Source organism: Pseudomonas alkylphenolica, from assembly GCF_004025535.1.
In the GTDB taxonomy this organism is placed as follows: domain Bacteria; phylum Pseudomonadota; class Gammaproteobacteria; order Pseudomonadales; family Pseudomonadaceae; genus Aquipseudomonas; species Aquipseudomonas alkylphenolica_A.
In genome coordinates, this window is record NZ_QJRG01000049.1 from 647,386 (window position 1) to 661,332 (window position 13,947).

The window sequence follows — 13,947 nt, forward strand, 5'->3', positions numbered from 1 at the left end:
CCATGGAACTGAATTACACCCCCAAACAAACTGCCTTCCGCGCCGAAGTCCGCGCGTGGCTGGCGGCCAACCTGCCGCGCGAACCGCTGGCCAGTTACGACACCCGCGAAGGTTTCGAGCAGCACCGCGCCTGGGAGGCGAAGCTGTTTGAAAGCCGCTGGTCGATGGTGATGTGGCCCGCCGAGCTGGGCGGGCGCGGCTGCGACCTGATCGAGTGGCTGATCTTCGAGGAAGAGTATTACGGTGCCGGGGCACCGATGCGGGTCAACCAGAATGGCCAGTTGCTGCTCGGGCCGACGCTGATGGAATTCGGCACCCCTGAGCAGAAACAGCGCTTTCTGCCGCGCATGGCCGCCAGCCTCGACATGTGGGCGCAAGGCTGGTCGGAGCCCAATGCCGGTTCCGACATGGCGGCGATCACCAGCAAGGCGACCCTCGATGGCGACCATTATGTGATCAACGGCCAGAAAACCTGGTCGACCCGGGCGATCTTCGCCGACTGGTTGTTTGGCCTTTTCCGCAGCGAGCCGGGCTCCAGCCGTCACCATGGCCTGTCATTCGTGATGGTGCCGCTGAATGCGCCGGGCGTGAGCATTCGCCCGATCAAGGCGCTCAACGGCAAAGATGCTTTCGCCGAAGTGTTCTTCGACGACGTCCGGGTGCCGGTGGCCAACCGTATCGGCGCCGATGGCCAGGGCTGGCACGTGGCAATGGCCACCGCCGGGTTCGAGCGCGGGCTGTTGCTGCGTTCGCCGGCACGCTTCCAGGCTACCGCACGCCGCCTGGTGGAGCTGTACAAGGCTAACCGCGACAGCGCCGACCGCGACCCGAGCCTGCGCGACGCAGTGCTGGAAACCTGGATGGGCGCCGAGGCCTATGCACTGTCGGCGTACCACACCGTTGGCCGCCTCAGTCGCGGCGAGCAGATCGGTGCCGAGTCGAGCATCAACAAGATCATCTGGTCGGAGCTCGACCTGAAAATGCACGAAACGGCGATGCGCATTCTTGGTAGCCGCGCCGAGTTGCTGGCGCCTGGCGAGGGCGATGCAGCGGGCTGGCTGGACGGTTTCCTGTTCGCCCAGTCCGGGCCGATCTACGCCGGGACCAACGAAATCCAGCGCAACATCATTGCCGAGCGGATGCTCGGCTTGCCGAAATAAGGAACGGGCCATGGACTTCACTTTTACCGATGACCAGCTGACGTTTCGCGAAGCCATCAGTCGTTTCCTGATGACCGAAGCAGCCCCGGAAATGCTCCGGGAAATCTGGGAAACCGACGTCGGTCGTTCACCGGACCTGCGCAACAAGATTGCCGCCCAGGGCCTGACTGCCTTGTCGGTGCCTGAAGCCGAAGGTGGCCTGGGCATGGACGATGTCGCCTGGGCGCTGATGACCCAGGAACTGGGGTATTACGCGATTCCCGACTCCCTGGCCGACACTGCTTATGTCGCCACCGGCCTGCTGGCCAGCTTGACCGCCGAACACCCGGCTCGCCGACTGTTGCCACGCATCGCCGAAGGCAACGTGCGCCTTGCCATCAGCCATCCCGTCAACCCCCTGGTCAGCGATGCGCAACTGGCCGAAGTGCTGATCCTGATCGATGGCGACGACATTCATGTTGTACCGCGCTCGCAAGTGGATGTGCTGCACCAGCCGAGCATCGATGCCTCGCGGCGCCTGGGGCAGGTGACCTGGAACCCGACCGCGGCCACCTGTGTGGCCAGCGGTGTGTTGGGCCGCACGTTGCAGGCGCAATTGCTCGACCGCGGCGCGTTGTCGGTGGCCGGGCAATTGCTCGGTCTGGCGCAACGCATGCTCGACCTGTCGGTGGATTACGTCGCGCAGCGCAAGCAGTTCGGCAAGCCGATCGGCAGCTTCCAGGCAGTCAAGCATCACCTGGCCGATGTCGCCCGCGCCATCGAACAGGCCAAGCCGGTGCTGTACCGCGCCGCCCACGGCCTGGCTCAGGGCGATGCCAATGCCTCCGTGTGGGTGTCCCAGGCCCGCCTGGCCTGCTGCGAGGCCAGCTGGGTTGCTGCTCGCAAGGGCATTCAGGTGCATGGCGCGATGGGGTACACCTGGGAAGTCGACCTGCAGATGTTCATGAAACGCGCCTGGGCGCTCGATTCGTCCTGGGGTGATCGCGCGTTCCACAAGTCCCGTGTCAGCGACTACCTGTTCGCCGACGGTGCCCGCCTGGGCCCGGGCCATACCTTCGAGGAGTGAGTCATGCCAGAGGCCTATATTGTTGATGCCCTGCGCAGCCCGACCGGCAAGCGCAAAGGCGCCTTGAGCGAAGTCCACGCCATTGACCTGGGGGCCCAGGTGCTCAAGGCACTGGTGGCACGCAACGCGATTCCGGGCGAAGACTATGACGATGTGATCTTCGGTTGCGTCGACACCATCGGCTCGCAGGCCGGGGATATTGCCCGCACCAGCTGGCTGGCCGCCGGCTTGCCGCTGAACGTGCCGGGCACCACGATTGACCGCCAGTGCGGTTCATCGCAGCAGGCACTGCATTTCGCCGCGCAGGCGGTGATGAGCGGCACTCAGGACGTGATCGCCGTAGGCGGCGTGCAAACCATGACGCGGATTCCGATTTCCTCGGCCATGCTCGCCGGGCAGCCGCTGGGTTTCCCCGATCCGTTCTCCGGCAGCGAAGGCTGGCGCGCACGCTTTGGTGATCAGCCGGTCAACCAGTTCTATGCCGCGCAGCGCATCGCCGATCACTGGGGCATCAGCCGGGAGCAGATGGAAGCGTTCGCCCTGCAAAGCCACAGCCGTGCGCTGGCCGCCATCGAAAGCGGGCGTTTCGCCCGGGAAATCGTGGCCTGCAACGGCTTGCGCGTGGATGAAACCCCGCGTCTGACCAACCTGGCGAAAATGGCCGAGCTGCAGCCGGTGGATCCTCAGTTCCCGTCGATCACCGCCGCCGTTTCCAGCCAGACCTGCGACGCCTCGGCGGCGTTGCTGGTGGTGTCGGAAGCAGCCCTCAAGCGTTACGACCTTACGCCACGGGCACGCATCCATCACCTTACGGTGCTGGGCGATGACCCGATCTGGCACCTCACCGCACCCATCGCTGCGACCCGCCACGCCCTGGCAAAAACCGGGTTGCGCATGAGCGACATTGATTGCGTGGAGATCAACGAAGCCTTCGCCTCGGTGGTCATGGCCTGGGCCAAGGAGCTCGACTACGACCCGGCACGCACCAACGTCAACGGCGGCGCGATTGCCCTGGGCCACCCGCTGGGTGCCACCGGTGCGCGGTTGATGACCACGCTGTTGAACGAACTGGAATGCAGCGGTGGCCGTTATGGCCTGCAGACCATGTGCGAAGGCGGCGGCCAGGCCAACGTCACGATCATCGAACGTCTCTAGGTTTTCCCATCCGTAGCGCCGCCCGCCGGGCGTGCGCTGACGCCGTATCAAGGAGTTAAACATGGCTATTTGTTCAGGCCGCACCGTGATCATCACCGGTGCCGGCGGCGGGCTGGGTCGCGCTTATGCGCTGGCATTCGCCGCGGCAGGCGCCAACGTCGTCGTCAACGATATCCGTGCCGACGCGGCACAGGACGTTGCCGGTGAGATTCGCGCAAGCGGTGGCCAGGCCATCGCCAACAACGACGACATCACCACCCTGGCCACTGCCGAACGCATTGTCGATGCGGCGCTGGCGGCGTTCGGTGAAGTGCATGTGCTGGTCAACAATGCCGGGGTGCTGCGCGACCGCATGTTCATCAGCCTTGGCGAAGACGACTGGGACCTGGTCATGCGCGTGCACCTCAAGGGGCATTACTGCCTGGCCAACCTGTTGGGGCGGCGCTGGCGTGACCTGGCCAAGGCCGGCACGCCGGTCGACGGGCGCATTATCAACACCAGCTCGGGTGCCGGCCTGCAAGGTTCGGTGGGGCAGTCCAACTATTCGGCGGCCAAGGGCGGGATCGCTGCGTTGACCCTGGTGCAGGCGGCCGAGCTGGCACGTTACGGCATCACCGCCAACGCCCTGGCCCCGGCCGCACGCACCTCGATGACCGAAAGCGCCATGCCCGACGTGGTGAAAAAGCCCGAAGACGGCAGCTTCGACGCCTGGGCGCCGGAAAACGTCGCGCCGTTGGTGGTGTGGCTCGGCAGCCCGGAGTCGGCCCATGTCAGCGGCCAGATCTTCGAGAGCCAGGGTGGGCGGATCTCGCTGGGTGACGGCTGGCGTACCGGCGTTACCCGTGACAAGGGCGCGCTGTGGAAGGTCGAGGAAATCGGTGCTGCAGTGGCCGAAATCCTTGCCGAAGCGCCGAAGGCGCAGAAGGTCTGGGGCAGTTAACCGGCGATGTAGGAACAGCTGTCTTTGTGGGAGCGGGTTTACCCGCGAAGGTCTGAAGCGCGATACCAAACCGGTTTGCTGCACAACCCTTCGCGGGTAAACCCGCTCCCACAGGTCTGTGGTGTGCCAGGTTTTCTACCCTATTTTGACGATGCGCCCGCGCAGCCCCCTCCGTACAACTACAGCGTACTGATACCTTCGGAGGTAAACGCTGTGAAACAAGCTCCCCCCTATGTCCCGGGCCATCAACTGCTCGCCGGTAAATCGGTGCTGATTACTGCCGCCGCAGGTGCCGGTATCGGCTACTCGGCCGCCCGGCGCAGTGCCGAGGAGGGCTGCCGGGCACTGATGATCTCCGACGTGCACCCGCGCCGCCTCGAAGAAGCCGTAGAGCGCCTCAAGGCCGAGACCGGCCTGCAAGCGATTTACGGTCAGCTGTGCAATGTCACCGTCGAAGACGAAGTCCAGGCCCTGGTGGCAAGCGCCGAAAACCTGCTCGGCGGCGTCGATGTGCTGATCAACAACGCCGGCCTCGGTGGCCAGAAACGTGTGGTCGAGATGAGCGACGAAGAGTGGTTGCGGGTTCTGGATGTGACCCTGACCGGCACCTTCCGCATGACCCGCGCAATGCTCGGACCGATGCAGCGCCGTGGCGCCGGCACCATCGTCAACAATGCCTCGGTCCTCGGCTGGCGTGCCCAGAAGGAGCAGGCGCACTACGCCGCCGCCAAGGCCGGGGTCATGGCCCTGACCCGTTGCAGTGCGCTGGAAGCCGCCGAGTACGGTGTGCGCATCAACGCCGTGTCGCCGTCGATTGCCCTGCACGACTTTCTCAAGAAGGCCTCCAGTGAAGAGCTGCTCGCCAGCCTCGCCGGGCGCGAGGCATTCGGGCGTGCCGCCGAAGTCTGGGAGGTCGCCAACGTGATGATGTTCCTGGCCAGCGACTACGCCTCCTACATGGTCGGTGAAGTGCTGTCCGTCAGTTCCCAACAAGCCTGAGGAGCGGGTCATGAGTCATGTTTTCAGCAGTGCCCAGGCGTTGCTCGCGGCCGAAGGCCTGGACCTGGGGAGCACCGAGTGGCTGACCATCAGCCAGGAACGCATCAATCTGTTTGCCGAAGCCACCGGCGATCACCAGTGGATTCATGTCGACCCGGTACGCGCCGCCAGCGGCCCGTTCGGTGCCTGTATCGCTCACGGCTACCTGACCCAGTCTTTGGTCAACCTGTTCCTGCCGCAGTTGATCACCATCGACAACATGGCGATGGGCGTCAATTACGGCAGCGACCGCGTGCGCTTCCCGGCGCCGGTCAAGGTCGGCTCGCGCGTGCGCGGCAGCGCCACCATCGTGCGTGCCGAGCAACTGGCGGACGCCGTGCAGCTGGTGGTGCGCGTGAGCGTCGACGTCGAGGGCCAGTCGCGCCCCGGCTGCGTGATCGACACCATCAGCCGTTACACCTTCAACCCTACTACCGAGTGAGCCTGTCATGGACCTGAATGAAGTTGTCATCGTTGCCACCGCGCGGACCGCGCTGGCCAAGTCGTTTCGCGGCTCGTTCAACGATACCGAAGCCCCGGTACTGGGCGGCCACGTGGTGCGTGCGGTGGTCGAGCGCGCCGGTATCGAACCGGGTGAAGTCGACGATGTCATCATGGGCGCGGCCGTGCAGCAGGGCACCCAGGCCTACAACATCGGCCGTCTCTGTGCCTACACCGGCGGCCTGCCGGACAGCGTGCCCGGCATGGCCCTGGACCGCATGTGCGCCTCGGGCCTGATGAGCATCGGCGTCGCCGCCAAAGGCATCATGACCGGCGAACTGAATATCGCCATTGGCGGTGGCGTGGAGTCGCTGTCACTGACCCAGACCAAGCACAAGAACACCTATCGCGCCCAGTCACAGGCGGTGCTTGAGGTGATGCCCAGCGCTTACATCCCGATGCTGGAAACCGCCGAAATCGTCTCGCGCCGCTATGGCATCAGCCGCGCAGCCCAGGACGAGTACTCTCTGCAAAGCCAGTTGCGCACCGCCACCGCCCAGCGTGACGGTTTGTTCGACGATGAAATCGTCGGCCTGAGCGTCGACAAGCTGCTGTTCGATGCCAACGGTCAACCCAACGGTCACCAGCGCGTGCTGGTCGATCGCGACGAATGCAACCGGCCGGGCACGCGTCTGGAAGACCTGGCGGCATTGAAACCGGTGTGGAAAGACGGTAAATGGATCGAGCAGGGCGAGTTCATCACTGCCGGCAACGCCTCGCAGTTCTCCGATGGTGCGTCGGCCAGCCTGCTGATGAGCCGGGCTGAAGCCAAGCGTCGCGGGCTGACGCCGCTGGGCATCTATCGCGGCATTGCCGTCGGTGGCTGCGCACCGGAAGAAATGGGCATTGGCCCGGTGGTGGCAGTGCCGAAACTGCTCAAGCGCTTTGGCCTGAGCGTGGCGGACATCGGCCTGTGGGAAATCAACGAAGCCTTTGCCTGCCAGGTCCTGCATTGCCGCGATGCCCTGCAGATCCCGGCGGAACGCCTGAACGTCAACGGTGGCGCTATCTCCATTGGCCACCCCTTTGGTATGTCTGGCGCACGCATGGTCGGCCACGCACTGCTCGAGGGCCGCCGTCGCGGCGCCCGTTACGTGGTGATCGCCATGTGCATCGGCGGCGGCATGGGCGCGGCGGGGTTGTTCGAACTGCCGTGATGCCGACCTCGCTGCATCGAGTACTGATCACCCATCATCAATGATTGAATGCGGGCCATGCCGTGCGGGCCCGCTGCTGGGGAGTGTCTATGCAAGGTCGCCTGAGCAATACGCAGGTCCTCTCGGAGATGGGCCTGGAACTGGCCGACTACGAACGGCTGATCGGCAACATGTACGATTCGGCCATGGATATTCGCTGCATGGGGGAATCGCTGCGCCAGCTGCGGTCGCTGTTCAAGGCGAATTTCGTCACCCTGATTCTGCGCGTCCAGGAAGAGCCGCTGTTGTCGCCGATGATGGTCGCCGGCGACGTCGAGCTGGAGGAGGGCGGCATCAACCATTACGCCTACTACTCGAAATCGACGCTGTTCGACGGCCTGCCCACCGACACGGTCTTCACCGTCGACGAACTGATGAGCGAGGCCGAGTGGCTCAGTTCGTCTTTTTACCTGCTGTATTGCGAGCCCTATGGCTGTCACCAGATGCTCGGCGCCGATATCCGTATGCCCGATGGCAGCGCTGTGCGTTTTCGCATTAACCGTCCCAAGGACCAACCGCGGTTTTCCCCGGTCGATCGCGCCATGTGCGAAATGCTTCTGCCCCATTTGCGCCGTGCGTTGCACATGCATTCGCAGCTCGATCGCAGTGAGTCGCTGGGCAGCCTGTACTCGCAAACCATCAGCCGCATGGCGGTGGCGACCTTTGTCCTCGATGAAAACGGCAGCGTGGTGCAGCTCAATTCCGTGGCGCGGGAGATTCTCGACAGCCAGGACGGCCTCAAGGTCGTCGGTGGGCGGCTGGAAGCAACCTACCCGAGTGACAACCGTGAACTGCTGCGCCTGGTACGCAACGCCTTTCAGCGGGCGCGGCCGGGCGAAGGTGGCATACAGGGCGCCGAGGCCATGTCGATTTCCCGGCCTTCAGGAAAAGTCAGCCTGGGCGTGGTGGTGGAATTGATCCCCACGCAGGAGCTGGTCGAGGGTAAGGGCAAGCCGACGGTGGTGGTCTATGTACGCGACGCGGTCAGCAAGTCGCTGGTGAGCAACGTGGCCACCTCGCAGCTGTACAACCTGACACCTGCGGAAACCGCGCTGGCCCTGGAGCTTGCCAACGGACTGTCGCTGGAGGAAGCCTCGGAAATGTTGAACATCCGCCGCAACACCGCGCGTGCGCACTTGCGTTCGATCTTTTCCAAAACCGGGGTGCGGCGCCAGACCGAGCTGGTGCGGATCATGCTCAACAGTGTCGTGGCGCTGGCGCAACCGCGTGCGCCGGCCCTGGTCGAGGAAGCGCTGTAGCCTGTCGCCAAAATGCGTTAGTCCGTGCGGACGATGCTGTTCGCTCCTTGGGCTGCTGATACTGGGTGACCGCTATCGGTATCCAAGGAGAATAAAAATGACCGGCAGTAACCTGGCGTCCAGTGGTCTTGTCTCGCGAGTTGCCAGCACCACACCCACCTGGGTGTTGGGGTTGATGTTGGGATGCAGTGCAATCGGCACGGCGACTGCCGCACCGGAAGATGTCGAGCGTCTGGGCAAGGACCTGACCTGCGTCGGCGCCGACAAGAGCGCCAACGCCGACGGCAGCATTCCTGCATACAGTGGCAAGTGGCTGGGCGTGCCACCGCACGTTGACTTCAAAGGCACCGGTAACCACCCAGTTGACCCGTATCCGGACGAAAAGCCGCTGTTCGTGATTACCTCGGCTAACCTCGCGCAGTACAGCGAGTACCTGTCCGACGGTCAGAAAGCCTTGTTCAAGCTTTATCCGGCCACCTACAAGATGCCGATCTACCCCACGCACCGCGATTTCCGCTTCGACGACGCGGTATGCAACGCGACTCGCGAAAACGCCGGCATCGCCAAGCTGGTGGATGAGGGTGAAGGGGTTGTGGGGAAAACCGGTGGCACTCCCTTTCCGGTACCGCGCAGTGGCCTGGAGCTGTTGAAGAACGCCTCGACCTTTACCCTGCGGGCCTGGACCGAGGAATACACCTCCGACAACGCCTATGTACTCAAGGACGGCAACATCAACTGGGGCCGCGTGCATTCGCGCAACCTGGCACCGTCGCTGGAGCCGGGCAAGAAGGGCGAGACCGTCGGCAACTCGGCGTTCTACCTCAACGAAACCCTGCTGCCGCAACGTGACAAGGGTGAGATCAACACCGGCACCGAGTTCTGGAACGACAAGGCCGAGCCTCGCCAGGCCTGGCGTTACGACCCGGGCACCCGTCGTGTACGGCAGTCGCCAGGTTATGGTTTCGACATGTCGTTCCCCGGCAGCGGTGGTTCGATCACCGTCGACGAGGTGCGTCTGTTCAACGGTTCGGGCCAGCGTTATGACTGGAAGATCGTCGGCAAGCGCGAGATGTTCATCCCTTACAACACCTATCGCCTGCACGCGGCCAACCTTACCTACGCCAATCTGCTGACCCCGGGCCACATCAACCAGGACGCCATGCGCTACGAGCGTCATCGGGTCTGGGAGCTGGAAGGCACCCTGAAGCCGGGTTATCGCCACCTGTACGGCAAACGCAAGCTGTACATCGACGAAGACACCTGGTTCCCGATGCTCGCTGACAACTACGACAACCGTGGCGAGCTGTGGCGCACCTCGATGGTCAACTACTTCTACGCCTACGAGTCCCAGCGGCCGCAAGCGGGCGTGGGCCTGTACTACGACCTCAATGCCGGCAGCTACCTGGCGTTCAACCTGATCAACGAGCAGCGCAACGGTTATCAACTGAACAAGCCGGGCTTCAGCCCGCGCGACTTTGGCCCGGAAGCCGCTCGTCGTTTTGGCCAGTAGCCAGCGGCGTTTCGGCACAGCACAAGCTGACGGGTGAGCCCGTTGAGAGCAGGTCTCGTTTGATCTAGTCCAAGTGAAGGATGAAACCCTTGCCGCGACGCTCAATGATACCTGCCATGGCTTCACCCTGTTTTATTTGGGGGTATTAGCCCCCCAAGTTTCCAACCGAGGAACAATAACAATGACGAAACTCGCTGAGATCAGCATCGAAAGCGCCCAGCGTACCCACCGTTACGCGCGTGGCTGGCATTGTCTGGGCGTGGCAAATGATTACCGTGATGGCCAGTTGCACACCCTGAACATCTTTGGCACCCGCCTGGTGGCCTTTGCCGACAGCAAGGGCGCGATCAGCATCCTCGACGCCTTTTGCCCGCACATGGGCGCCGACCTGTCCAAGGGCACCATCGAGAACGATCGTGTGGTCTGCCCGTTCCACCACTGGAAATACGACACCAGCGGCAAATGCGTCGAGATTCCGTACTGCAAGCGCATTCCGCCAAAGGCCAAGACCCGCAGCTGGTTGACCTGTGAAGAAAACAACCTGCTGTTCGTCTGGAACAACCCGGAAGGCAACCCGCCGAAAGAAGGCGTGATCATCCCGCACCTGGCCGAGATGGACGACGAGGACTGGATCCACGACTGGAACATCGACACCATGCTGATCGAAACCAACCCACGGGAGCTGGTCGACAACCTGGTGGACGCGATGCACTTCGGCCCTGTGCATGGCACACCGACCAAGTATTTCGCCAATATCTTCGAAGGGCACATCGGCCACCAGATTTTCCACGGTGACTCCGAGCGCCTGGGCGGTGACCTGATCGCACCGTCGGCCTACTACGGCCCGGCCACTCACTTCACCCACATCAGTTCGATGTTCGGTGATGTACGGATTCACGCGATCCTGTTAAACAGTCATGTGCCGGTGACGCCTGACAGCTTCGACCTGCGTTTTGGTTGCATGGTCAAGCGAGTGCCCGGCTGGACTGAAGAGCAGAACCTTGAAGTGGCCAAGGCCTATGTCATGGGTAACCGTACCTCGTTCTACCAGGACGTTGATATCTGGAAGCACAAGATCCGTATCGACAAGCCGGTGCTGGCTGAAAACGACGGCCCGGTGTATCAGCTGCGCGAGTGGTACCAGCAGTTCTTTACCGATGAGGACCAGGTGCCGGCGAGCATGGCAGAGCGTCGCGAGATCATTACGGTCGACGAGCGCTGATTGGTTGGCTCCCTGTGAGTGGCAAGCCCTGGCTTGTCACTCGCAAGGGGTGGCAGTAGCGGGGCAACCCGTTGTGAAGGTGTTGCGGTACATAGGTTCGACTTAACGGTCACGAGAGCACTAACAATGAAAACAAAAAGTCTTCTTGCCTATTATGTTTGCTTTTCGATTTTGTCCCTGCTGGTGCTGACGGTTCAGCTGTCGCAGCCGGCAGAGACACCGAGCGTCAAGGCCTGTAAAAAGTATTCGGGCTGCGTCGCGTTTACCCAGAATGCGCCGAACTGGCTGAATTTTCGCTAGGTTGGTGGCTGTTCGGGCGGTGGGCTTATCCCGTTGATGGGGGGATGCTGATTGCCTTTTCCGAGCAGGTGCTGCAGGAGAACAGTGACGTACCTGTAGGAGCTGGCGTAGCCTGCGATGAGCTGCGTAGCAGCTCCGCGGGCGCAGTTGGCTGAAAAACCTGCGACCACTGCGCGCTCGATCGCAGGCTTCGCCAGCTCCCACAGTTAACCGGGTGAAAGACAGTTGCTCCTGTAGAGGCGCCACGAATAAAAAAAGGCGACATTCCTGTCGCCTTTTTTTGATTCAATCCCCCTCAGTTGATCGGCTTCGAAGTGATATTCCACTCCGTACCCAGCGGCGTAATCATCTCCAGCAGACGTTTATACCCGGTGCGCAGAATGCGCCACTCGCCATCCACCTTGATGTATGCATCCTCATAGATCGCGCTGCCGTTAAGCAGGGTCTGCGCATCCAGGTTGATGAACACATCGTTGAGGTACCAGCGCCCGGTGGCTTCGTCGCCGTTCACCTCGATCTCCGGGGTATGCCCGTTGTGCATGCCGAAACGGCGGTTGGTGAAGCTGGTGCTGTAGAACGCCATGGCCTCGTCCAGGCCGTTGAGTTCGAGCTGATAGGTCGGGCTGTCGAAGCGGATTTTCACCTCATCGGCGAAAAGCGTGCGCAGCAGGTCGAGGTTGCAGGTGTCGATACCACGAAAATAACGGGCCTTGAGTTGTTTGATCTGCTCGATGGCAACGAGGTCCAGCATGTCGGTAGTCTCCGGGAATGGCCGAACTTGGCAATGAGGCGACATTACTGTCGCCTCGGCGAGGCTCAGCAGGGCAGGAAGTGACCGCCGTTGGCGTCCAGTTGCGCGCCGGTAATGACCTTGGCGTAGTCGCTGGCCAGGAACAGGGCGGCCATGGCGCAGTCGCCGTCATCGGGGATCTTGCGCAAGGCAATCTGCCCGGCAACCTGGTCGACCAGCGTCGCCATCGGCACGCCCTGGCGCTTGGCTTCACCCTCGAAGTAGCCGATCACCGGTGCGCCCCACATCCAGCCCATGAACGTGGAGTTGACGCGGATGCCGTACGGGCCAAGGTCCTGGGCCAGGTACTGCACGGCGGTTTTCAACGCGCCCTTGGAGACGGCATAGCCGGACTCCAGCTGGTTGGGCATGCGGGTGGCCATGGTGTTGATCATGACGATGCTGCCCGACTGCTGCTTTTTCATCTGCCCGAGCACGGCCTGGGTCATCTGCATGGTGCCGAACAGGTTGACGTCCATCGCCTTGCGCCAGTCGTCCATCGATGACTCGGAGGCACTGCCCCAGGCGCCATGGGCGTAGGCCGAGTTGATCAGTACGTCGATCTGACCGAAGTGCTCGACCGTCAGGTCGGCGAGGGTCTGGCACTGGTCGGCCTGGGCAATGTCGGTGGGGACTTTCAGTACCGGGGTGTTGTAGCCGGCGTCGCGGATGGCCTGTTCGGCCTGGTCCAGCTTGGCCGGGGTGCGGGTCGCGAGCACGATGGCCTTGGCCTGGAACTCGGCGGCACGCACGGCCAGCTTGATGCCCAGGCCTGGGCCGATTCCGGAAATGATGACGACTTTATCGTTGAGCAACATGGCAATGTCCTTCTTATTGTTATGACGGGAGTGGCGTTCAGGTACGGCTGGCGTGCAGTGCTTCGGCACGGCGTTTCAGGTCGAGGGCCATCTGGTCGAAACCGGTTTTTACCCAGGCACCGTGCTCGCGCATGATCGTGTCCTGGTTCAGGCCGAGGAAAATGTCCGTGGTGAAGTAGCGGCAGCGGTTGGCATCGATGGCGGTGATGTATTGATCGCGACGCGCGGCGTCCATGTTTTCCGGGACCGGGCGCTGCTCCCAGGACAGCAGCCGCTCCGGGTCGCAGGCCACCAGGTATTCGAAGACCGGGACGGTTTCGCCGGTATCGGGGGTCAGTACCTGCATGTGCACCTCGTCGCCGATCTGCAGGCCGCACTTGATACTTGGGCAGAAGCTGTTCCACAGGTGGTAGTTGTCCAGGTCGGTCAGCACTTCCCAGACCACCCGCGCGGGGGCTTCAATCTCCACCGTGTGCGAAGTCACTATGTTTTCTGCTCTGGCCATGACGGTCTCCTGCTAAGCATTCAGTTGATGGGCTTGGAGGTGATCTGCAGCTGTTCGCTCAAGGGCTGGATCGTCTCGAGCAGGGTTTCGTAGCCGGTCGCGGCAATCAGCCAGCGCCCGCCACGCTTGATGTAGCGATCCTGGTAGATCGCGCTGCCGTGCATATGGGTGTTGTCTTCGAGGTTGATGAACACGTAGCTCAGGTACCAGAGGGCGGTGGCCTGGTCGCCATCGACATCGATTTCCGGGGTGTGGCCGTTGTGGGTGGCCAGGCGGGTCTTGGTGAATGAGGTGCGGTAGAAGTCCAGCGCATCGCCCAGGCCATTGAGGTGAAACTCATAGGCAGGGCTTTTGAACGACAGGGCGACGTCCTCGGTGAGCATGCTCTGGAGCATGTCGAGGTTGCAGGTGTCGATGGCACGAAAGTAACGGGCCTTGAGCTGTTTGATCAGCTCGATGGCTTCTAGGTCCAACATGGGTAGCCTCC

The 13,947-nt window shown here is 62.5% G+C and carries 15 protein-coding genes; 11 read left to right on the forward strand and 4 right to left on the reverse strand.

Translation table 11 applies throughout. The features are described from left to right. Positions 1-2 precede the first annotated feature (2 nt). The 11 genes from DM813_RS26595 (at position 3) to DM813_RS28525 (ending at position 11,347) form a co-directional block, all read left to right on the forward strand. Complete coding sequence (locus DM813_RS26595) at positions 3-1,160, forward strand: acyl-CoA dehydrogenase family protein (RefSeq protein ID WP_128326364.1); 1,158 nt, start codon at positions 3-5, stop codon at positions 1,158-1,160. A 10-nt stretch (positions 1,161-1,170) separates the two neighbouring features. Further along, positions 1,171-2,226, forward strand: coding sequence for an acyl-CoA dehydrogenase family protein (locus DM813_RS26600; protein ID WP_128326365.1), 1,056 nt, complete (start codon positions 1,171-1,173; stop codon positions 2,224-2,226). 3 nt (positions 2,227-2,229) lie between these two features. After that, positions 2,230-3,381, forward strand: coding sequence for an acetyl-CoA C-acetyltransferase (locus DM813_RS26605; RefSeq protein WP_128326366.1), 1,152 nt, complete (start codon positions 2,230-2,232; stop codon positions 3,379-3,381). A gap of 61 nt (positions 3,382-3,442) precedes the next feature. Beyond that, positions 3,443-4,321 (forward strand): SDR family oxidoreductase, encoded by an 879-nt coding sequence (locus DM813_RS26610; RefSeq protein WP_128326367.1) that lies wholly within the window; start codon positions 3,443-3,445, stop codon positions 4,319-4,321. 213 nt (positions 4,322-4,534) lie between these two features. Beyond that, positions 4,535-5,320: an SDR family oxidoreductase gene (locus DM813_RS26615; RefSeq protein WP_128326368.1), complete on the forward strand. Its 786-nt coding sequence runs from the start codon at positions 4,535-4,537 to the stop codon at positions 5,318-5,320. A 10-nt stretch (positions 5,321-5,330) separates the two neighbouring features. Then, on the forward strand, positions 5,331-5,801 hold the full coding sequence (locus DM813_RS26620) for a MaoC family dehydratase (protein WP_128326369.1): 471 nt from the start codon (positions 5,331-5,333) through the stop codon (positions 5,799-5,801). A gap of 7 nt (positions 5,802-5,808) precedes the next feature. Then, on the forward strand, positions 5,809-7,017 hold the full coding sequence (locus tag DM813_RS26625; RefSeq protein WP_128326370.1) for an acetyl-CoA C-acyltransferase: 1,209 nt from the start codon (positions 5,809-5,811) through the stop codon (positions 7,015-7,017). An 89-nt stretch (positions 7,018-7,106) separates the two neighbouring features. Continuing rightward, a complete protein-coding gene (locus DM813_RS26630) occupies positions 7,107-8,315 on the forward strand; it encodes a helix-turn-helix transcriptional regulator (RefSeq protein ID WP_128326371.1) in 1,209 nt (402 codons plus the stop codon). Between the two features lie 175 nt (positions 8,316-8,490). Next, complete coding sequence (locus DM813_RS26635; RefSeq protein WP_128326445.1) at positions 8,491-9,825, forward strand: DUF1329 domain-containing protein; 1,335 nt, start codon at positions 8,491-8,493, stop codon at positions 9,823-9,825. Between the two features lie 181 nt (positions 9,826-10,006). After that, entirely contained in the window at positions 10,007-11,047 is a 1,041-nt protein-coding gene (locus DM813_RS26640; RefSeq protein WP_128326372.1) for a Rieske 2Fe-2S domain-containing protein, read from the forward strand. 126 nt (positions 11,048-11,173) lie between these two features. Next, a complete protein-coding gene (locus DM813_RS28525; RefSeq protein WP_164897299.1) occupies positions 11,174-11,347 on the forward strand; it encodes a hypothetical protein in 174 nt (57 codons plus the stop codon). Between the two features lie 295 nt (positions 11,348-11,642). On the opposite strand, the gene DM813_RS26645 is transcribed toward DM813_RS28525, so the two are convergent. The 4 genes from DM813_RS26645 to DM813_RS26660 all read right to left on the reverse strand — a co-directional run bounded on the left by DM813_RS26645 (position 11,643) and on the right by DM813_RS26660 (position 13,936). Further along, positions 11,643-12,098, reverse strand: a complete 456-nt coding sequence (locus DM813_RS26645; RefSeq protein ID WP_128326373.1) for a nuclear transport factor 2 family protein — start codon at positions 12,096-12,098, stop codon at positions 11,643-11,645. 65 nt (positions 12,099-12,163) lie between these two features. Further along, on the reverse strand, positions 12,164-12,955 hold the full coding sequence (locus DM813_RS26650) for an SDR family oxidoreductase (protein ID WP_128326374.1): 792 nt from the start codon (positions 12,953-12,955) through the stop codon (positions 12,164-12,166). A 37-nt stretch (positions 12,956-12,992) separates the two neighbouring features. Further along, positions 12,993-13,460 (reverse strand): SRPBCC domain-containing protein, encoded by a 468-nt coding sequence (locus tag DM813_RS26655; protein ID WP_128326375.1) that lies wholly within the window; start codon positions 13,458-13,460, stop codon positions 12,993-12,995. A 20-nt stretch (positions 13,461-13,480) separates the two neighbouring features. Further along, positions 13,481-13,936 carry a nuclear transport factor 2 family protein gene (locus tag DM813_RS26660; protein ID WP_128326376.1) on the reverse strand — a complete coding sequence of 152 codons (456 nt, stop codon included), beginning with the start codon at positions 13,934-13,936 and terminating at the stop codon, positions 13,481-13,483. Between the last annotated feature and the right edge of the window lie 11 nt (positions 13,937-13,947).